Here is a 20,838-nt window from a genome sequence, read left to right as displayed (position 1 = left end):
GTCGCCGGACAGATCAGCCTCGACGAGTACAGCCGCCGGACCTGCGCCCGCTACAGCGTGCCCGAGGAGCCCGGGCGGGCGAGTGCGGACCCGGTTGCCGTGTTCGACGCGATGTGGGAGGCAGGGACGTCGCTCATGGGTTCCTACGTGTGGCTCGCTGATCACGCCGCCTCTGAGGAGGAGGCGCGACGCTGGTGGGCTGCTTACGCGGACGTGATCGCGCAGCGGAAGAGGATTGACGCCCGTGATCCCCACGTGCAGCGTCAGGCGGCGGCCGAGTTCATCGCGCGGGAGCGGGCTGTCGCCACGCTGGTCCGCGTATGACCGAGTGGTCTCCTGACAAGGCGTGGTTGGACGATTGTTTTCGAACCGAGGTCGTCCCTGACCTTTACGCCGGACGCTCGGCCGAGGATCGTCCGGTCATGGTGACGTTGGGGGGTCAGCCGGGGGCGGGGAAGAGCCGTGCGACTCAGTTTGCGCGCGCTGCATGATGACGTTGACCTCGTGGCTGTCAATGGTGATGACTTCCGTGCTCTGCACCCAGACTTCAACCGGTTACAGCGGACCGACCCCGAGGCGATGCCGGCCGTCACCCAGGCTGTCAGCGGGCCGCTGGTGGCGCGCGCTGTTGCGTACGCCAGGGAGCATCGGGTGTCGGTTCTGATCGAGGGGACGTTCCGCGAGCCGACGATGGTCTTGGACACGGCACGCCGCTTTCGGGAGGCGGGGTTCGAGGTGCATGCGGTTGCGCGGTGCCGCCGGAGGTGTCTCGGGCCTCGACGTTGGGGCGGTTCTACGAGACGTTGGGTGCGCATTCGCGTCCGTTGACGGCCCAGGAGCGCGCTCTCGTGGCCTCGATCGAGAAGCACAGCCTCCAGGCTGACGGTGCCCCTGCGCGATCCGCGCTTGCGGCTGCGAGGGCGGCGTTTGGCAGACCCGCGGCCGAGGCCACCAAGGCCACGCCGTCGACGAGGAGCTCCGCACCGCCACGTACGGGGGCGATGAGCGATCGAGCCAGGCCGGCCCGCCGCGTCGAAGGAGGAAGCGATCGAATCGCTCGGTGATGTGCGTCCGACCACCGACCATGACGACTCGCGACCCCACGCAGGAGTGGGACCCACCGCCCAGCGCGGTCGGATCACCTGACGAGGGTCGATGCCCAAGGCGTCGGCCCTCGCGCATAGAGGAGACCGCCGACGAGCGGCCCCGGAAAGGATGAGGCGTCGCCGAACGGCCCTGAGGAGACCAGGAGCCCACACGTCGTGGCGCTGGGACCATTCGCACCGGACCGCTCGCAGGACGCCTCCGACACGGCACAGCCGCCCCCGGACGAACCGGGAGCGGCTGAGCTCGTTTCTGCCCGAAGGCGGCGGATCAGAAGTCCATGCCGCCCATGCCACCGTCGCCGGCGGGCATGGCGGGAGCCTTCTCGGGCTTGTCCGCGATGACGGCCTCGGTGGTGAGGAACAGCGCCGCGATGGACGCCGCGTTCTGCAGCGCGGAACGGGTGACCTTGGCCGGGTCGATGATGCCCGCGGACACCATGTCGACGTACTGGTCGGTCGCCGCGTCGAGACCCTGACCGGCGGGCAGGCCGCCGACCCTCTCGGCCACGACCCCGCCCTCGAGGCCCGCGTTGACGGCGATCTGCTTGAGCGGAGCCTGGCAGGCGGTGAACACGATCTGCGCGCCGGTCGCCTCGTCGCCGGTGAGCCCGTCGACCTCGGCGGCCTTGGCGGCCTGCAGCAGCGCGACGCCGCCACCGGCGACGATGCCCTCCTCGACCGCAGCCTTGGCGTTGCGGACAGCGTCCTCAATGCGGTGCTTGCGCTCCTTCAGCTCGACCTCGGTGGCCGCGCCGACCTTGATGACGGCGACGCCGCCGGCCAGCTTGGCGAGCCGCTCCTGCAGCTTCTCGCGGTCGTAGTCGGAGTCGGAGTTCTCGATCTCCTTGCGGATCTGGGCCACGCGACCCGCGATCTGCTCGGAGTCGCCGGCGCCCTCGATGATCGTGCACTCGTCCTTGGTCACGCGGATCGACCGGGCGCGGCCCAGCAGTTCCAGCGTCACGGCGTCCAGCTTGAGCCCGACCTCTTCGGAGATGACCTGACCACCGGTCAGGATCGCGATGTCGGTCAGCATCGCCTTGCGGCGATCGCCGAAGCCCGGGGCCTTGACGGCCACGGACTTGAACGTGCCCTTGATCTTGTTGACGATCAGGCCGGCGAGAGCCTCGCCCTCGACGTCCTCGGCGATGACCAGCAACGGCTTGCCGGACTGCACGACCTTCTCGAGCACAGGCAGCATGTCGCGCAGGTTGGAGATCTTCGAGTTGACGATCAGGATGTACGGATCGTCGAGCACCGCCTCCATGCGCTCGGTGTCGGTCACGAAGTAGGGCGAGATGTAGCCCTTGTCGAAGCGCATGCCCTCGGTGAGCTCCAACTCGAGCCCGAAGGTGTTGCTCTCCTCGACGGTGATGACGCCTTCCTTGCCGACCTTGTCCATCGCCTCGGCGATGATCTCGCCGATGTTGGCGTCGGCGGCGGAGATCGACGCGGTCGCGGCGATCTGCTCCTTGGTCTCGATGTCGACGGACTGGTTGCCGAGCTGCTCGACAATCGCGGCGACGGCCTTCTCGATGCCCTTCTTCAGGCCCATCGGGTTGGCGCCGGCGGTCACGTTGCGCAGGCCTTCGCGCACCATCGCCTGGGCGATGACGGTCGCGGTCGTCGTGCCGTCACCGGCGACGTCGTCGGTCTTCTTCGCGACCTCCTTGACCAGCTCGGCGCCGATCTTCTCGTACGGGTCCTCGAGCTCGATCTCCTTGGCGATGGAGACGCCGTCGTTGGTGATGGTCGGCGCGCCCCACTTCTTCTCGAGGACGACGTTGCGGCCCTTCGGGCCGAGCGTGACCTTCACCGCGTCGGCGAGGGTGTTCATGCCCCGCTCCAAGGCGCGCCGCGCCTCGGTGTCAAATTCGATCAGTTTTGCCATGTGTTCCGGGAGTCCTCCCGCATCCTGGGGCAGCATGCCCCGCGTGGTCTGGGTCAGCGCCTCATCGATGCCCGCGACGGACGGCTTGAGCCTCATCGAGTTCGGCGGTCATGGCACTCTCATGCCGAGAGTGCTAAGTCCATGTTTAGCACTCGCCCCCCGCGAGTGCAAACGTTTCGGGGTCGGTCCCGCGAGGACGGGTACGCTGCCGCCAGACCGGCGAGAGGACGGCGCATGGAGCAGGAGTCACCCGCCGCGACGCGTGCCAGGATCTTCGTCAACGCCTGGAACCTGTCCACACCCGCGGGGCTGCTCATCGCCGTGCTCGGACGGGCGCGGATCCGCGGTGGCCCGGACGGCCTGTGGCTGGCCGAGGGATACCGACTCCCGTTCCCCGTCGCCCGTGCCTTCACCGTGGGGAACGTCCTCATCACCCCCACCGCCTTCGACCGGCTCGGGCCCGACGTCGTGGCCCACGAGACGGCCCATGCCCGCCAGTACATGCGGTGGGGCTGGCTCTTCGGTCCCGCCTACGTCGGGGCGATGGCCTGGTCCTGGCTGCGCACCGGCGACCGGGCGGCCCGCAACCACTTCGAGCGCGGCGCCGGGCTGGAGCGCGGCGGCTACAGGGACGTCCCGCTGCGGCCCTGCTGCCGGCGGCGAGAGTCCGTCCGGGTCTGACCGGCGGGCGTCATCGACGCGGGCAGGCGACGAGGCTGCGCCAGGCGAACGTCAGCCGCGCCTCCGCCGAGCAGTCGAACAGCTCGTCCACCCGCTCACGCACGATCGCGGGCGCCTGGTCGAGCGTGAACCACGTGGAGTCGATGATGAGGTATTGCGCCGTGGTGTCGGAGCTGAGGCACTCGAGATTGTCGGCGAAGCTGCGCATCCGGGTGACCGCGTCGATGGTGACCGATCGCTGCAGCCACTGCGGGCTCGGGTAGCGACACGGCGTGGGGTTGCCGATGGAGTACCCGACCGAGCCGAAGGTGAAGTACAGGACGGGGGTGTCGGCGCCGATGGCGTCCCGCACCTCGGCCGCCGCGGCCCGCCTGAGGCGGACCGCGCCCACCGTGATCTGGTAGTCGTACACGGAGTAGGCATAGGTCGCGGTCGGCATGGACGACACCGCCAGCACCGCGCACAGGACGGCCGCGCCCAGGCTCGGCACGGCACCTGCGCCCAGCCGCAACGGACGCCGCGGAGACCCGCGGCGGGTCGCGAAGGCGACCAGCACGATGCCCGCGAGAGCCACGCCCAGACAGACCGCCGCCGCCGTGGCGCGGTGGTCGAGCCGCCAGTCCGCGGGCATCGCCATCAGCGCGAGCCCGGCGGCGCCGGCGACGACGGCCGACAGCACGAGCGGCATGCGCGCCCGTGGGACACGGACGAACGCGACGCCGGCCAGGATCGCCGCGAACACGGGCGCCCCGACGAAGTGGTACATCAGCCCTTCGCCCTGCCCGAAGCCGGACGCGACGGACAATGCGCCGAGGACGACCACCGCCGCCGCCGTCCACCATCGGCTCCGGCGCGACGTCCGGCTCGCCACGAGCGCCGCCGCGGAGACCGGCAGGGTCATGACGACCGGGCTCACGACGGCGGTCTCGACGACGTGCAGTGCGAGCTTCGTGAGATCGCTCAGCCGCAGCCCGCGGTTGAGCGGCGACTGCTGGACGAGCGTCACCTGGTCGGACAGCCAGATGTTCTCCCACGGCAGCAGGACGTTCATGAGGCCCGCCCACACGCCGACGAGCAGCCCTCCGGAAACGGCCGTCGCGACGGCGCGGCGACGATCCAGGAGGAAGATCACGACGAGCGCCATCGCGGCCCAGGGAGCCGTGGCGAGCTTCACCGCGACGACCGCCATCACGCACAGCCCCCCGGCCAGCGCACCCAGCCACCACCGCCGTGGCCAGAGCGCCGCTCCCACCGCGAGCACGGACAGCACCACGCCGAGCCAGTCGGGCTGCAGGAAGTGCCAGGGCGGAGCGAGGGTCAGGGCGGTTGCGGCCGCGAAGGCCGAGACCGCGGCGAGGCGACGCCCGACGTGGCGCCGCAACCCCGCGAACGCCACCGCGCAGACCGCGACGACGACCAGATCGGCGGACAGCCGGATGATCGTCTCGCCCGCGAACGTGCCCGTCACCGGCACGAACACGGCCCGGACGCCGTCGAGTCCGGCCATGAAGAAGCGGTACGCGACCGGTCGCGCGACGAAGATGTCCTGCACCGCGAACCCGGCGAGGCCCGCGGTGCGCAACCCGCCGAGGGTATAGGTGACGTCACCGTTCAGCGCGGAGCGCGTGGTGAGGGCGATGCCGGCGACCCACGCCAGCAGGGCGACGACGACGAGCGGTCTGCCCCAGCCTCGGGCGTCCCCCTCGGGTGTGGGAGAGGTGAGGGCGTCGGACACACCGGGAGACTAGGAAGATCCCCTGTGCCGCACGTGTGCGGAGGCTGAGGAAATGCCTGGCGGTGCCTCGACGAGCGCTCCGGAACCACCGTCCCGGTTCGCCGAACGCTCCCAAACCGCCGGAAATCCGCCGGAATCCGCCAGTTCCGGAGCGTTCGGCGGTCTACTGGACGCGGGTTTCGAGGCGCGCCGCCGATCTGGCGAGGCGCCGCTGCTCGCGCAGCCGGCGGAGCCGCTTCACCAGCAGCGGGTCCTCGACGAGGGCCGCCGGATCGTCGATGAGTTCGTTGAGCAACTGGTAGTAGCGCGTGGGCGTGAGGTCGAACCGATCCCGGATCCCCCGCTCCTTCGCGCCCGACTGTGCCCACCATGACCGTTCGAATGCAAGGATGTCCTTACCGAGCGGCGCGAGATCGGTCGTTTCCGAGCTGTGAACGGGCTGGGCCATACCTCCATGGTAAGCCGTGAATGACATCGGTGTCATTCAGGTAGCACGCCGCCCGGCTAGAGTGGCCCCGGATCGACGAAGGAACGTGATGGACAGACTCGACGGCCGGATCCGCAACTACGCATGGGGTTCGCAGACCGCGATTCCCCGGCTGCTGGGGCGTGAGGCTGATGGTCAACCGCAGGCCGAGTACTGGCTGGGAGCGCACCCTCTTGCCCCGGCCCTCCTCGCGGGCGTCCCGCTGGATGCCTACCTGGAGAAGCACCCGGCCGGCATCGGTGCCGCCTCGCGCGCCCGCTTCGGCGACAAGCTCCCCTACCTGATGAAGATCCTGGCGGCGGCGCAGGCGCTGTCCATCCAGGCGCACCCCTCCCGCGAGCAGGCCGAGGAGGGATTCGCGTTCGAGAACGGCGCCGGGACCCCCCTCGACTCGCCCGAGCGCACCTACCGCGACGACTGGCCCAAGCCCGAGCTGTTGGTGGCCCTCGAACCGTTCGAGGCCCTCGTGGGCTTCCGCGACCCGCACGAGACGGCCGAGTTGTTCGCCGGGCTCGGCGTCGGAGTCTCCCTCGACTCGGTCATCGGCCCCCTCACCGAGCGGCGGGGGTCGGCCGCCCTGGCCGAAGTGTTCCTCGACGTCCTCAGTCTGGACGCCGACCGGATGCATCTCGTCACCGAGGTGTGCGCAGCGGCCGTGAAGCACATGGACGACGACGGCCCGATCGGCGAGTTCGCGCGCACCGCCGTCGAACTCGACGAGCACTACGCCGGCGACCCCGGCATCCTCGCCGCGCTCCTCATGAACCGCGTGACCGTCCCGGTCGGACAGGGCGTGTTCCTGCCCGCGGGCGTCATGCACGCCTACCTCAAGGGCACCGGCATCGAGGTCATGGCCAACTCCGACAACGTCATCCGCGGTGGGCTCACACCCAAGCACATCGACGTCTCGGCGCTGGTCGGGGTCGTGGAGTTCGCGCCGCACCCGGTCGAGTTCGAAGTGGCCACCGAGATCGCCCCCGGCATCTTCGCGTACGCCCGGCGGTGCCCCGAGTTCCAGGTGTGGCGGCTGGAGGTCTCCCCGGCCTTCGGCGCCGTCGAGGTCCCGGCGTCCGACCGCGGCCGGGTCGTCCTGCTCACCGCCGGGCACCTGGAGATCGCGGCCGGCGACGAGCGCCTCGAACTGCGCCAGGGGGAGGCCACGTTCCTGCCCGCCGGGGATCGTCCCGTGCTGGTGAGCGGGGATGCGCAGGCATTCATGTCCGGCCCGGGGGTCTGAAGAACGCGGGCGACCCCGGACCGGCCGCTCAGCGTGACCGGATCTCGTCCACGTCCACGGGCCGACCGAGGTCGCGCGAAAGAGCGAGTGCCTCGCACACGTACAGCGCCTCGAGCGCATCGGCGATCGACGCGGGCGAGGTCGCCAGGCCCGCGGCGACGTCGAGGAACGCGACGAGCTCGGCGGAGTAGGCCGCCTGGAACCGCGGATAGAACCAGCCGTGGGGCTCGCCGTCGGGGAAGGTGACGCCGGGCTCGGCCGACAGCAGCGCCGAGTGAGCGTCCAGCCCGGCGACGACGGTTCCCTGTGTACCCGCGACCTCCATCCGGACGTCGTAGCCCTGGCCGTTGTACCGCGACAGGTGCAGGGTGGCGAGCCCGCCGTCGCTCATCGTCAGCACCGCCACCGCCTCCGAGCTGTCGCCGGCGTCGCCGAAGTAGCCGGCGCCCCGCGCGACGCCCTGCGCGAACACCGTTCGCACCTCGGTCCCGGTGATCCAGCGCAGCGCGTCCACATCGTGGATACCGCAGTCCTTGAAGATGCCACCGGAGGTCGGGACGAATTCCGCGGGCGGCGGCGTTGGATCGCATGTGACCATGTGCACTCGCCGGACCTCGCCGAGGCGGCCGGCGCGGACCGCCTCGCGGGCCGCCGCGTACCCGGTGTCGAAGCGCCGCTGGAAGCCGATCTGCACGGGGGTGCCTGCCGTGGCGACGACCTCGCCGACCCTCCGGGTGGTCGGCACGTCGAGCGCCACGGGCTTCTCGCAGAAGGCCGGGACTCCGGCCCGGGCCGCGGCCACGAGCAGTTCCGCGTGCGTGGAGGTGGGTGTCGAGATGACGACGGCATCCACGCGCGAGAGGATGTCGGTCAGGGCACAGGCCTCGGCATCCAAGGCGGCTGCGAGTAGTTGGGCACGAGCCGGATCGGCATCCGCCAGAAGCAGAGTCCCCGTGCCTGCCTGGTCGAGCAGAGTGCGGGCGTGAGCCTCGCCGATCCGCCCGAGACCGATGATTCCTACGCGCAGTGGTGAGGTTGTCATGACGCTCCTCGAAGTCTCTCCTGGCACCGGCCGTCGTCGCCGGCGGGCCTACCTCTCTGGAGACCCTAGCCGAATCATATGTTCGCACAAAGATAACACCCGCACCGGCTCCGCGACGGCATGGAGACCGTGCCGGCGCGACCCGCGGAACCCCTCGACCATGGGACTCCGCAGGGCGAGAGCCCCGGAGACACGGGGAGCAGGGCGACGCAGAGCCCTCGCATGGGCCTCATCGCCGCCCGTGCTCGTCGCCCTTGTCACAGCACAACCAGGCATCCATTCACGGGATTGTCTTGACAAAGAAAGCGTCAGCCTGCAACGCTACCGCAACCAGGCAACGCCGCCCGGCCCGGGAACGAACCCGGGTCGCCGGCGCGGCGAGATCAGCGAGGAGGCTGAGGGATGACGGTCGTCGGCACAGACGTCGCCCAAGAACCTGAGACCGCTCCCACCGGTGCACTGCTGGAGGCACGGGGAGTCAGCAAGGTCTTTCCAGGAGTGAGGGCACTGAGCAACGTGGACTTCACGCTCCGCGGCGGTGAGGTGCACGCGCTCGTCGGCGAGAACGGCGCAGGCAAGTCCACCCTCATGAAGGTGTTCGCCGGGCTGTACCAGCCCGACGGCGGAGAGGTCCTGCAACGGGGCAAGCCGATCACCCTGCCCACGCCCCTGTCGGCGCACCTGGCCGGGATCAGCGTCATCCATCAGGAGTTCTTCCTCATGAACCACCTGACCGTGGCGCAGAACATCTTCATCGGACGGGAACCCAAGCTCCCCGGCGGAGTCCTGAACGACGACGCCGCCCTCAACAGGCAGGCCGCAGAGCTCCTGGAACGACTCGGCGTCCAGATCGACCCGAAGATCCAGGTCGGCCGCCTCACCGTGGCGCAGCAGCAGATGGTCGAGATCGCCAAGGCGCTCTCCTTCGACTCCTCGGTCCTCATCATGGACGAGCCGACGGCGGCGCTCACCGAGACCGAGGTACAGACGCTCTTCCGCATCATCTCCGGCTTCGTGACGCCCGAGACGGCCGTGGTCTACATCTCCCACCGAATGGAGGAGATCAAGAAGATCGCCACCAGGGTCACCATTCTGCGCGACGGCGAGCTGGTGGACAGCCAGCCCATGGACGACCTCACCATCCCCGAGATCATCCACATGATGGTCGGCCGCAAGATCGCCTCCGATGTCCGACCCGAGCCCCGGGCGGCGACCGAGCCGGTCCTGCGGGTCGAGGGACTGTCGACGCAGCCCCTGCTGAAGGACGTCAGCTTCACCCTCGAGCGCGGCGAGATCCTCGGCTTCGCCGGCCTCATGGGAGCCGGCCGGACCGAGACCGCGCGAGCCCTCATCGGCGCCGACCCCACGTCGAGCGGGCAGGTCACCATGAACGGGCGTCCCGTCAGGATCTCCAATCCGGGCGACGCCGTCCGTCTCGGGATCGGCTACCTCTCCGAGGACAGGAAGCGCTACGGCCTCATCCTGCGCCAGGACGTGGCCGCGAACACGACGCTGGCCTCGATCACCTCGTTCATGAGGTTCGGCCTGCTGCGCGACGCGGACATGCGCACCTCGGCCGCCACGTGGGTCAAGACCCTGTCCACGAAGACACCGTCGGTGCGCCAACTCGTGCGCAACCTGTCCGGCGGCAATCAGCAGAAGGTCGTGCTTGCGAAATGGCTGCTGCGCGACTGCGACATCCTCATCTTCGACGAGCCCACGCGAGGCATCGACGTCGGGGCGAAGCAGGAGATCTACGACCTGCTCGACCGGCTCACGAAGGAGGAGGGGAAGTCGATCATCATGATCTCCTCCGAGATGGAGGAGGTGCTGCGCATGGCCGATCGCATCGCCGTCATGTGCAACGGCCGCATCACCGGCGTCCTCGACAACGCCGAGGCAACCCAGGAGAAGATCATGGAACTGGCCACCCAGTTCGAATCCGTCGATATCGAGAGGCAGGCCTGAGAGAATGAGCGCCGCTACCCCGTCAACCGCCGACGTGTCCGCGACCCGGTTCCTGGTCCCGGATCGCTACAAGGTCTTCCTGCAACAGGGAATGGTCCTTCTCGTCGTCATCGTGCTCGCGGTGTTCTTCACGATCATGCGGCCGAACTTCGCCAGTTGGTCGAACATCTCCTCACTGCTGCTCGCGTCCGTGGTCACCGGCGTCCAGGCACTGGGGCTGTCCTTCGTGATCGCCACCGGCGGCATCGACCTGACGCCCGGGCTGGGCATGGCGGCCACCTCGGTCATCACGGCCCTCATCATCTCGACAGAGTTCGGGAACCTGCCCATCTGGGTCGGCATCCTGGGCGGGCTGGCCGCCGGCGCCCTGCTCGGCCTGATCAACGGCACGCTCATCGCCTATCTGAAGATGCAACCCATGATCGCCACACTGGCGATGATGATGGTCTGCTGGGGTGCGGCCCTCGTGCTGGCCGGCGGCAAGACCGTCTCCCTGCGGGCCGTCGAGGGGTACGAGCTCATCGCCATCGGGCAGGTGATCCCCGGCGTCCCCAACGGCGTGATCATCCTGGTCCTGCTCGCGATCATCGCCGGCATCGTCATGAACAAGACCGTCGTCGGCCGCTACGCGCTGGCCATCGGCTCCAACAAGGAGGCCACGCGGATCTCGGGCGTCAACGTCGCCCGCTGGGAGGTCCTGGCCTACGTGATCTGCGGCATCTTCACCGGCATCTCCGGCATCCTCATGTCGTCGCGGCTCTCGGCCGCCCAGCCCACCCTCGGACAGGGCTACGAGATGTACGCCATCGCGGCGGCCGTCATCGGCGGCACATCGCTGCGCGGCGGCCGCGCGTCGATCTTCGGCGCCGTGATCGGTGCCGTCACCATCCAGACCATCTTCAACGGGCTCACGGTCATGGGCGTCCAGGACCAGTGGCAGAAGGTCGTGCTGGGTGCCGTCGTCCTCGTGGCGGTCTTCGTCGACATCGTTCGCCGCGGAGGCAAGGAAGAGTGAGCCGGTGCCGGATCCCCGAAATCGGAAAACCATCGCACATGTATGAAGGAGTAAGTCGATGAAGAAACTACTCGTGGGCGTCGCGAGCGTTGCGCTCGCCCTGTCCCTGTCGGCCTGCAGCGGCAGCCCGACGGAAGGCACCTCCGGCTCGTCCGGCAGCACGAAGATCGCGCTGATCGCCAAGGCGAACGCCTCCGACTACTGGACCATGGTCAAGAACGGCGCGATGGCTGCCGGCACCGACCTCGGCGTCGAGGTGTCGTTCAACGGTCCCGACACCGAGAGCGAGGGTGACAAGCAGCTCAACCAGTTGCAGTCCGCGGTCAACGACAAGCCCGCAGGCATCGGCTTCGCACCCCAGGACAGCGCCCAGGACGGCGCGCCGGCGATCCTCGACCAGGCGAAGGCCGACGGCATCCCGGTGGTCGCCTTCGACACGCCGCTCAACGCCAGCGATGTGCCGATCACCACCGTCGCGTCCGACAACTCGGGCATCGGCGCGCAGGCGGCCGAGGAGCTGGCGAAGCTGATCGGCTCCACCGGCGAGGTCGCCATCGTCGCCCACGGCGAGACCGGCACCGCCGCCGCTCGTCGCGACGGTTTCAAGACGTGGATCCAGAAGAACGCGCCGAACATCACGATCGTGGACGTCCAGAACGGCGAGTCCGACCCGGCGAAGTCGCGCGACAAGGCCCAGGGCATCCTCCAGGCGCACCCGAACCTCGTCGGCTTCTTCGGCACCGATGACGACTCGACCATCGCCATCGCCGACGAGGTCAAGTCCAAGGGGATGAACACCAAGGTCGTGGGCGTCGACGCGTCGCCCGACGTCCTGACCCTCATCACGTCGGGCGAGATCGACGGCATCGTCACCCAGAACCCGTACAACATCGGCTACAAGACGGTCCAGATCCTCGTCGAGGCATCGAAGGGCACGCAGCCCTCGTCGAAGACGATCGTCTCCGAGTCCGTGTGGGTCACCAAGGACAACATGAACTCCGACGAGGTGAAGAAGGTCCTCGGCGACAGCTGATCCCGCCGCTGCTCCCCTTCCCAGGTGGTCCCGCCGGTTCGTCCGGCGGGACCACTGTCCTTTCCGCAGCCACATGGTCGGCCTCGCCCGGACGACCCGTCCGTCTCGTCGCCCGCCGGCCGCATCCGCCGCGACGAAACCGGATACGCCGACCCGGCCGGGTCGTGCGACAATATCCGCGCTACTGCCTCCGTAGCTCAGCTGGTAGAGCATCCGCCTTGTAAGCGGACGGTCGCGGGTTCGAACCCTGTCGGAGGCTCCGTCGCCGAACGCGCGATCGCGCGGTGCCGGTCCCGGGCACGGGTGACCGCCAGGTTGTGCGGCATACCAGCCTCGTCGCCCGGTCGGCACGGGCTGACCGCCACCTTGCACGGGTTATGTCCCCGGATCCGGGGGGCGTATGCCTCGCAAGGTGGCGGTCACCTCTCGCGAGTCGCGAAACCGGGGCCGGTATGCCGCACAACCTGGCAGTCGTCCCGATCCCCTGGTGCCGACACCGTCGCCGCCGAAGACCTCGGGAACGTCCGCAGCCCGGTCGCAGACTCGGCACCGCGTCCGGTGTCGTGCAATGCTTGCTCGAACCCGGTCGGCGCGGCACGCCCGGCGTTCGCGTTCGAGAGGGCGACGCACCGGACTCATCGCCGCAGGCTCCACCGATCCGGGGCCGCCCCACCGAGACGAGAGGTGTCATGACGCGCTACCGCAGCCGTTGGGAGGATGTCGTCGCGAACGACCCCTCTCACTCCCAGCGCTACATCGACCGTTTCACCATGCTCGCCGCACAGGGCGTCGACCTTCTCGGGGAGGCCCGCTTCCTGGACGCGCTCCTGCCCCGCGGTGGGCGGGTGCTGGATGCGGGATGCGGCCCCGGCCGGCACGGCAGCGAGCTGGCTCGAGTGGGACACCGCGTCGTCGGCGTGGACATCGACCCCGCCCTCATCGCCGAAGCGACCCGCGTCGCGCCCGGGGCGACCTGGGTCGTCGGAGACCTGGCCGACCTGCCGGCCGCGGGCGTCGGTGGCGACTTCGACGGCGTCCTGTGCGCCGGCAACGTGATGACGTTCCTGCACCCGGCCACCCGCGTCGCCGTACTCTCCCACCTGGGCGCCGCGCTCGCCCCCACCGGACGACTTGTCGTCGGCTTCGGCGCCGGTCGCGGGTACGAGTTCGACGAGTTCCTCGCCGACGCCGAGCAGGCCCGGCTCGTCCGCCATCACCTGTTCTCGACCTGGGATCTGCTCCCCTACCCCGGCACCAGCGGATTCATCGTCGCGTTGTTCGGCTCCCCCGCGGCCGCCTGACGCCGCGCCGGCGCCTACGCCTCGAACGCGTACACCTCGTCGCCGTCGGGCCCGAACCCGCGAACCGTGAACGACTCGCGCGCCAGATCCGCTGCGAGCTCGGCCGTGTAGCCACCGCGACGCCAGGTGAGGCGCACCTCGTGCGGTTCCTCGCCGCCGACCTCGCAGGACGCGTCGAACCCGAACGCCGGAAACGTGGTGCGGAACCGCAACAGGTCGAGCTGCCGCCGGACGACCGGCCGCGTCAGCCCGGCCGCGACCTCGGCGGCGGTGAGGTTGGTGCGGTTGACCTCCTTGTGCCCGCCCGCCCCGGCGCGTTCGACCGCCGCGTGGTCGTTGGGACCGGCGAACAGATCCAGATACCACACCTGTGGCTTGCCGGGCATGAACACCTGGATGGCCCGCGCCAGCAGCAGCCGCGCGTCCGACTCCCCGAGCGCGCTGTAGTACGTCGCGTTCACCTGGTAGTACACCTGCTTCTGCCCGTGCAGGTCCTTCACGTGGCCACCTCGCGCCACGACGGTCGAGATGAGCTCGTCGATCCGGTCGTCGTCCAGCAGCCCCCGCAGGTCCAGCAGCGGGATCCCGTCGTGGCAGCCGAGCATGTTCACGGTGCGCAGCCGCTTGCCGACCAGTTCGTCCGCCCAGCGCCGCAGGACCGTCCCGTCGCGCCGCTCGAACGCATCGATGACGAGACCCGGCAGGAAGAAGTCGTAGGTCAGGAAGCCCTGCTCCGCGATCCGCTCGTGGACGCCCTCGTCGTAGCGGGAGTGGATCTCGGGCAGCAGCGTGAGCCCCCGGGCATCGGCCAGCTCCCTCACCCGGGCCAGCAGGTCCCAGGTGCCGGGCTCGTTGAGGAAGTTCCTCGCGCCGGGCTCCTTGGGCGCGTACGCGAACGCGTCCAGGCGGACGATCGACGCGCCGTAGGACGCCAGCGTGTCCAAGACGTCGGCATAGAACTCCCACACCTTGTCCGATGCGATGTTGAGGTCCATCTGCCCGAGGTAGCGCCGCCGCGACTCCAGCAGGTCCACGACCACGTCCCGGACGTCCTCGAACCCTGTGAAGTCGACACCGCCGGGCCCCTCGTCGGACTCGAGGGCGGCCGCGACGCGCCCGGCCAGAACCTCGGCGCCGCGGTACTGCAGTCCGGCCGCCGACATGAGGTCCGTCACGTCGGGGACGGAGTACCGGACCTCCTGATAGAAGGTGTTCCAGTAGGGCACCTCCTGGCCGTCGGGCATCCGCACCATCAGGATCGGCAGCCCCGGCTTGCGGAAGAACATGTCGGCGATGATCTCGGGGCGGGGTTGGACGTACCCGCCGGGGGTCATCTCCCCGTAACCCTCCCAGAAGGCGTTCCAGTCGATGAAGAAGTCGGCGTAGGGCGAGTCCTGTCCGTGGGCCAGGAGATCCTGGAACTGCGGCGAGAGGACGGACGCGTGATTGAGGACGACGTCGAGTTTCAGGTCCAGGCCCGCCGCGGCGAGGGCCGGCAGGTCGTCGTCACCGACCAGGCCACGGCTCAGCGAGTAGTCGATGACCGAGAAGCCTCGGTCGAGGTCGGTGTTGAACACGCTCGGCAGCAGGTAGACCGAGGCGAACGCGCCGGCCACGGCCGGGTGCCGGACGAGGTCCACCGTCCCGGCGAGGCGCCCGGCCAGACTGTCGGGATAGACGTTGAGCAGCGGGCCCGCGTCCGGCAGGGGCCTGCTCGCGAGACGGGCCCGGCCGGCCTCGTCCATCAACTCGCCCGATCGGCTGAGCACGATCTGCGCCTGCGCGGCCCGGGCCCCCAGCAACTCCTGCTCGATGCCGAGGACGAACGTGGTGAACGGGCTGTCGATGGCACCGTCACGGGCGCGGGCGCGCCGATGGGCGAGCGTCTCCTCCGGCGTGCTGTGGAGGAGGACGGAGATGTCGACGCCCCGCAGGAACGCGCTGTTGCCGTGCGTCCATTCGAGGACGATGACGCGCGAACCCGACACGTCGACGTCGTCGTACCACAGATGATCCGGCGTGCGACCCATGCGTTTGAGAGTGAGGGTGGCCGCCCCTGCATGGAAGCGGTCGAGGATGCCGTTCACCTCGTCGAAGTCGATCTCGTCAGGTGTTCCGATGTACCGGCGCAGCGCCGCCCCGCCGGCGCGCTGGTACACCCGGAGCCATGGGTGCCGGTACGACAGCGCACGGTCGGCGTCCTGCCCGGCAGCCTGGAGCGCGGCCAGCGCGGCCTTCTCCTCGGCGCCGTACGCGCCCGACGCGGCAAGCGCCCGCACCCCCGCGACGCGGAACCGCCAGAGCCGCTCGGCGTCGTTCGCGGCAGGGATACGGCGCGGGTAGTTGTCTCCCGACAGGACGTACGCGCCGACTCCCCGCTGGCGCAGGTGATGGGCCAGGAGCGCCCCGATCTCGGACTTGCCGACTCCCGACCCGCCATGGACCGCCACCACCGCGCGCCGCGCCGGGTCGGCCAGCACGGGCGCCAGCAGCGCGTTCAGCCTGGGGAGGATCGCCCGCGCGCCGTCCACGTGCCGTTGCGTGATCTGCACCTTGTCCCCAGGCATGTCGCCGGTCGGGATCCCGGTCATCCCCGTCAGCTCGTCAGACTCCATCTCCGTCCTTCCTTCGCGCAGTCCCCGGAGGGGTCGGTACCGGACATCGGGCGTCCCCCGGCCCGCCGTGCGGGACCGGAGGACGCCGGGCACATCCGCCCGAGCTCAGCCCTTGACGGCCCCTGCGGTGAGGCCGCGGATGAAGAACCGCTGCAGCGACAGGAACACGATCAGCGGCACGAGCATGGTCAGGCATGCGCCTGCGGTGAGGAGCTGCCACCCCACGCCGCGGGTCCCCAGCAGGCTTGCCAGGGCGATGGTCATGGGCTGGTTCTCGCCGGGGCCGATGAAGATCAGCGCCACCAGGAGGTCGTTCCAGACCCACAAGAACTGGAAGATGGCGAACGACGCGAGCGCCGGCCACGACATGGGGACGATCAGCCGCCAGAAGATCTGGAAGTGCGAGGCGCCGTCGATCTTCGCCGACTCGGTGACCGCCTTGGGCAGGGTGGCCATGTAGTTGCGCAGAATGTACACGGCCAGCGGCATTCCGAAGCCCGCGTGTGCCAGCCACGCCGTGACGAACTGCCCCTGCAGGCCCCACTGCTCGAAGAGCACCGAGAGGGGGACGAGTGCCACCTGGTTGGGCACGACGAGGAGCCCGACCACGATGATGAACAGGACGTCGCGCCCCCGGAACTCCATGAACGTGAAGGCGTACGCGGCGAACGCGGCGATGAGGATCGGGATGATCGTCGACGGGACGGCGATGGCGAGGCTGTTCACGAACGCCGTGCCCATCGGGTTCGACGCGTTGTCCAGGACGCCCTGATAGTTGTCCAGGGTGAGCTGCAACGGGTTGGCGAACCACGTCCACCAGCCGGAGTTGTCGGCCAGCTCGGGCGGGCGGAACGACGTGATGACCAGGCTCAGCGTCGGGATCGTCCAGGCCACGCAGAGCAGGACGACGATCGTCTCGATGAGCCAGCCGGCCCGGCCGCGCCGCTTGTCCTTGGAATCGTCCTTCTTCGCCGGTGCGGGGATGACTGCGGTGGTCACGAGTTGGCCTCCTGCTTACGGAACTGACGGACCTGGTAGACCATGATCGGGATCACCGCGACCATGAGGACGACCACGATGGCCGCCGCTCGCCCCTGGCTCATCTCGAAGAACAGAGCGTTGAAGAACGCGTTGCCGATCACGTCGGTGTTGAAGTTGCCGTTGGTCATCGCGAACACGATGTCGAAGACCTTCATGACGCCGATCAGGACGGTGATGAAGACCGTGATGACGGTCGGCCACGCCTGCGGGACGATGATCCGGAAGAAGATCGCGACCTCGCCGGCACCGTCGATCCGGCCCGCCTCGATGGTGTCCTCGGGCACGGCCTTGATCGCTGCGGACAGCAGCACCATCGCGTAGCCGACCTGGGTCCAGATGTAGACGATCATCAGCAGCGCGGTGTTGAACCGGAAGTCCTCGATCTGCAGCCACGCCTGCGGCTCCCCGCCGAAGGCCATCACGATGGCGTTGAGGACACCGACCTGGGCCTCGCCCTCGGGGCGGTAGGCGTAGATGAACCGCCAGATCGTCGACGCACCGACCATGGAGATGGCCATGGGCAGGAAGATGAACGACTTCGCGATCTTCTCGCCGGTGGGGTGCATCTTGTCGGCGAGAACCGCGACGAGCATGCCGAGCGCGACGATGCTCGCAGGGACGAAGACGATCCACAGGACGTTGTTCACCAGCGCCGAGAGGAACGGCTCGCTGCCGAACAGCCCGACGTAGTTCTTGACGCCGACCCATTCGGTCGAGTCGTCGTTCAGGAAGCTGGCGTAGACCGTCGTGACGGCCGGGTAGATCAGGAACAGTCCGATGGCCGCCACGGCCGGCAGCAGGTAGGCGTACGGCTTGAGCCGCTCCTCCCACTTGCCGGGCAGCAGGTGGACCAGCCGGTCCAGCAGCCAGAAGAGGACGACGGCTCCCGCCAGGCCGATGATCACCGCGAGCAGCGCGCCGCCGGCTTTCTCGATCATGGGTGGGTCCTTTCGATTGGAGCCGAGTGGCCCGGTCTGCCAACCGGGCCACTCGGACGGGTGATCGAGGAACGGATGATCAGGACGGCCAGGAGGCGTCGATCGCCTTCAGCGTCGCGGTGAGATCCTGGGTTCCGGAGGTGTAGTCGACCATGTTCGTCCAGAAGGACTTGGCGCCGACCGCCGCGGGCATCTGATCGGAGCCGTCGAAGCGGAACACCGTGGCATTCTGCGCGATCGTCACGACCTCGCGGATCGTGTCGTTCGGGTACTTGCTGGCGTCGAACGACTTGTGCGGCGACAGCACGGACCCGGTCGCGGCGAGGTTGGTGCCGAAGCTGGCGTCGTTGGTCAGGAAGTCCATGACCTTCTTGACGTTCTTGTCGTTCATCGTGAACGCCGCGGCCAGGTCGCCGCCGCCGAGCACGGGATGCTCACCGTTGACGGTCGGGGTCTCGAAGACGCCGACCTCCTCGTCGAGGTTCTTGCTGATGGCGTCGGGGAAGAACCCGCTCTGGGTGATGAAGTTGCCCTGCTTGCCGAAGTAGCACTTCGGGCTGTCGCCGAACATCGGGTTGAGCGCGGTGGCGAAGGCCACGGACGCCGACTTCTTCGCGCCGCCGTACACGTTGCCGTCGGTCATGATGATCTTGGTGTAGACGTCGAACGCCTTGCGGACCTCGTCGCTGTCGAACTTCACCTCGTGGTTGACCCACTTGTCGTACACCTCGGCGCCGTTGGTCTGGAGCATGTAGTCCTCGATCCAGTCCGTGGCGGGCCAGCCGGTGTCCGAACCGGACTCCATGCCGTAGCAGACCGGCGCCACGCCGTCGGCCTTGACCTTCTCGATCAGCGCTTCGAGCTCTGCCTCGGTCTTGGGGACGGTGTAGCCCTTCGCGGCGAAGTTCTTCTTGCTGTACCAGTACAGGCTCTTGACGTTCATCGAGATCGGCGCGCCGTACACCTCGCCGTCGACGGTGGCGGCGTCGAGGAAGCCGGGCAGGATGTCGGCCTTGATCGACTCGACGTCGGTCTGCGTGGACAGCTTGGCCAGCTTGCCCTTCTCCGCCAGCCCCTTGAGAATGCCCGGCTGCGGGAAGATGGCGATGTCGGGGACATCGCCGGAGGCGACCTTCGACTGGATCAGCGCCGGGAAGGTGTCGGACTGGATGTAGTTGATCTTCAGCCCGTTCTGCGACGCCCACGCGTCCAGGTCCTTGCGGAAGGCTGTGTTCTGCTCGCCGCCGAATGCGTACATGACCGTGATCTCGGTCTTGGCGGTCTCCTCCTGGGAGGTCTGGCTGGTGCCACCACCCCCGAGGCAACCGCTCGTCGCCATGACCAGGGCCGTTGCCATCGCCATCGCTGCTGCGATACGTGCCTTGCGCATCTTGCTCCTCCATCTCCATCGACGTGAACAGATGTGCAGCGTAACGCTCGCCACGCTGCGAGGTAAATCGATTTAGCCAGCAGACTGTCCCCCAACAAGTGAGCAGTCAAGCTGGAATGGTGTTCGTTATCCAATCGTTACGGCTACCCTGCGAGCCGGCACTGAAGGGCATGAGACCGTGCAACCACGCGGGTACCGTGCTCAGCGGGTCACAACGGACGGTGAACCAGCGGGGAAAGGAGTTGCCCAGTGGCGGAGTCGGCCGGGGCGTCCCGCCCCACACTGCTCGACGTGGGCAAAGTGGTCGGCGTGTCGCCGACGACCGTGTCACTGGTCCTGTCGGGCCGGGACGCGAAGATCAGCGCCGAGACGCGCGCCCGCGTCCTCGCCGCCGTGGAGCAGCTCGGCTACCGCCCCAATCGGGCCGCCCAGAGCCTGCGCCTCGGCCAGTCCCACACGATCGGCTTCATCACCGAGGACATCGCGACCCACAACTTCTCCGGCCCACTCATCTCCGGCATCCACGACACCGCCTGGGAGCGCAACTCGCTGATGCTGATGGTCAACACCACGCGGAACCCCTCCCGGCTGAAGAACGCGCTCCACGATCTGCTCGACCGCCAGGTCGACTCGGTGATCTACGCGTCGGTCGGAACCCGGAAGGTGGCCTTCCCCAGCACACCCAAGAACGTCCCCGTCCTGCTGGTCAACGCCTTCACCAAGGACGATCGCATCCCGGCCGTGCTGCCCGACGAGGAGGGTGGAGGACGCGCCGCCGTCGAGCACCTTCTCGGCCTCGGGCACGAGCGGATCGCGTTCCTCACCGGACGACCCGGCGCGTGGGCCACGAAGAAGCGGATCGCCGGGTTCCGCGCGGCGCTGGTCGCGGCCGATCGCGACCCCGACGAGGCCACGGTCCTGACCGGGAACTACCGGCTCGACTCCGGATACGAACTGACCTACGAGCTCATGAGCCGAAAGGGACGGCGCCCCACCGCCCTGATCATGGGCAACGACCAGATGGCCGGTGGCGCCTACCTCGCCCTCGCCCGGCTGGGCATCCGGGTGCCCGAGCAGGTGTCGGTCGTGGGGTACGACGACGAGCCGCTGGCTGCCGACATCGCACCGAGCCTCACCACCGTGCGGTTGCCCTTCTACGAGATGGGACGGCTCGCCGCGACGCACGCGCTGAGCTCCACCGTGTCGTCCCTGCCGGCCCGCACGCTCCTGCCCTGCCCACTGGTCCAGCGCTCGTCCACCCTGCCCCCTCCCGGACAGTGACGCCGCCGCGCAGGAACGGCGTGACACCGTGCCGCGCGGCCCGGGGACCCGCGCGACGCCGGGCGCGGGACGCTGCG

At 68.8% G+C, this 20,838-nt stretch carries 16 protein-coding genes, 1 tRNA gene and 1 pseudogene; 10 read left to right on the top strand and 8 right to left on the bottom strand.

Features of this window, described 5'->3' with window-relative positions:
- Positions 1–324, top strand: a 324-nt coding sequence (locus tag G555_RS22690) for a hypothetical protein (RefSeq protein ID WP_028709672.1), incomplete at its 5' end; no start/stop codon positions are given.
- Positions 321–828 (top strand): annotated as a pseudogene (locus G555_RS23445) (zeta toxin family protein). The gene G555_RS22690 and the pseudogene G555_RS23445, both read left to right, overlap by 4 nt.
- Positions 829–1,374: 546 nt before the next feature.
- Here the strand turns inward: G555_RS23445 and groL are convergent.
- On the bottom strand, positions 1,375–2,997 hold the full coding sequence (gene groL / locus G555_RS0116275) for a chaperonin GroEL (RefSeq protein WP_028709671.1): 1,623 nt from the start codon (positions 2,995–2,997) through the stop codon (positions 1,375–1,377).
- Between the two features lie 234 nt (positions 2,998–3,231).
- Here groL and G555_RS0116270 point away from each other — a divergent pair, with 234 nt between their 5' ends.
- Complete coding sequence (locus G555_RS0116270) at positions 3,232–3,678, top strand: hypothetical protein (RefSeq protein WP_036923535.1); 447 nt, start codon at positions 3,232–3,234, stop codon at positions 3,676–3,678.
- Positions 3,679–3,688: 10 nt separating this feature from the next.
- Here G555_RS0116270 and G555_RS0116265 read toward each other — a convergent pair whose 3' ends face one another.
- The gene (locus G555_RS0116265) at positions 3,689–5,413 is read right to left on the bottom strand and encodes a hypothetical protein (protein WP_028709669.1); all 1,725 of its coding nucleotides are present in this window, start codon (positions 5,411–5,413) and stop codon (positions 3,689–3,691) included.
- A gap of 163 nt (positions 5,414–5,576) precedes the next feature.
- Positions 5,577–5,861 (bottom strand): DUF3263 domain-containing protein, encoded by a 285-nt coding sequence (locus G555_RS0116260; RefSeq protein ID WP_028709668.1) that lies wholly within the window; start codon positions 5,859–5,861, stop codon positions 5,577–5,579.
- An 88-nt stretch (positions 5,862–5,949) separates the two neighbouring features.
- On the opposite strand from G555_RS0116260, the gene manA reads away from it, so the two are divergent.
- The gene (gene manA, locus G555_RS0116255) at positions 5,950–7,137 is read left to right on the top strand and encodes a mannose-6-phosphate isomerase, class I (protein ID WP_028709667.1); all 1,188 of its coding nucleotides are present in this window, start codon (positions 5,950–5,952) and stop codon (positions 7,135–7,137) included.
- Positions 7,138–7,165: 28 nt separating this feature from the next.
- Here the strand turns inward: manA and G555_RS0116250 are convergent, their stop codons facing one another.
- On the bottom strand, positions 7,166–8,179 hold the full coding sequence (locus tag G555_RS0116250) for a Gfo/Idh/MocA family protein (RefSeq protein ID WP_245581305.1): 1,014 nt from the start codon (positions 8,177–8,179) through the stop codon (positions 7,166–7,168).
- A 402-nt stretch (positions 8,180–8,581) separates the two neighbouring features.
- Between G555_RS0116250 and G555_RS20755 the strand changes: the two genes are divergently transcribed.
- From G555_RS20755 to G555_RS0116220, 5 genes are all read left to right on the top strand, one after another.
- Positions 8,582–10,147 (top strand): sugar ABC transporter ATP-binding protein, encoded by a 1,566-nt coding sequence (locus G555_RS20755; RefSeq protein ID WP_051209490.1) that lies wholly within the window; start codon positions 8,582–8,584, stop codon positions 10,145–10,147.
- A 4-nt stretch (positions 10,148–10,151) separates the two neighbouring features.
- Complete coding sequence (locus tag G555_RS0116235) at positions 10,152–11,162, top strand: ABC transporter permease (protein ID WP_051209488.1); 1,011 nt, start codon at positions 10,152–10,154, stop codon at positions 11,160–11,162.
- Between the two features lie 58 nt (positions 11,163–11,220).
- Entirely contained in the window at positions 11,221–12,195 is a 975-nt protein-coding gene (locus G555_RS0116230; RefSeq protein ID WP_028709664.1) for an ABC transporter substrate-binding protein, read from the top strand.
- Between the two features lie 186 nt (positions 12,196–12,381).
- A tRNA-Thr gene (locus tag G555_RS0116225) sits at positions 12,382–12,454 on the top strand.
- A gap of 430 nt (positions 12,455–12,884) precedes the next feature.
- Complete coding sequence (locus tag G555_RS0116220) at positions 12,885–13,496, top strand: class I SAM-dependent methyltransferase (protein WP_028709663.1); 612 nt, start codon at positions 12,885–12,887, stop codon at positions 13,494–13,496.
- Between the two features lie 14 nt (positions 13,497–13,510).
- Here the strand turns inward: G555_RS0116220 and G555_RS0116215 are convergent, their stop codons facing one another.
- From G555_RS0116215 to G555_RS0116200, 4 genes are all read right to left on the bottom strand, one after another.
- Positions 13,511–16,111 carry an alpha-amylase family protein gene (locus tag G555_RS0116215; RefSeq protein ID WP_211223293.1) on the bottom strand — a complete coding sequence of 867 codons (2,601 nt, stop codon included), beginning with the start codon at positions 16,109–16,111 and terminating at the stop codon, positions 13,511–13,513.
- Between the two features lie 105 nt (positions 16,112–16,216).
- Positions 16,217–17,110: a carbohydrate ABC transporter permease gene (locus G555_RS0116210; RefSeq protein ID WP_084635348.1), complete on the bottom strand. Its 894-nt coding sequence runs from the start codon at positions 17,108–17,110 to the stop codon at positions 16,217–16,219.
- Positions 17,107–18,090, bottom strand: a complete 984-nt coding sequence (locus tag G555_RS0116205; RefSeq protein ID WP_028709660.1) for a carbohydrate ABC transporter permease — start codon at positions 18,088–18,090, stop codon at positions 17,107–17,109. Before G555_RS0116205 ends, G555_RS0116210 begins: the two co-directional genes overlap by 4 nt.
- 79 nt (positions 18,091–18,169) lie before the next feature.
- Positions 18,170–19,480, bottom strand: coding sequence for an ABC transporter substrate-binding protein (locus G555_RS0116200; RefSeq protein WP_028709659.1), 1,311 nt, complete (start codon positions 19,478–19,480; stop codon positions 18,170–18,172).
- A gap of 249 nt (positions 19,481–19,729) precedes the next feature.
- On the opposite strand from G555_RS0116200, the gene G555_RS0116195 reads away from it, so the two are divergent.
- A complete protein-coding gene (locus tag G555_RS0116195; RefSeq protein ID WP_028709658.1) occupies positions 19,730–20,761 on the top strand; it encodes a LacI family DNA-binding transcriptional regulator in 1,032 nt (343 codons plus the stop codon).
- Positions 20,762–20,838: the final 77 nt, after the last annotated feature.

The sequence above is a fragment of the Propionicicella superfundia DSM 22317 genome (genome assembly GCF_000423465.1).
GTDB classification, from domain to species: Bacteria; Actinomycetota; Actinomycetes; order Propionibacteriales; family Propionibacteriaceae; genus Propionicicella; species Propionicicella superfundia.
This window is presented reverse-complemented; position numbering and strand designations above follow the sequence as displayed.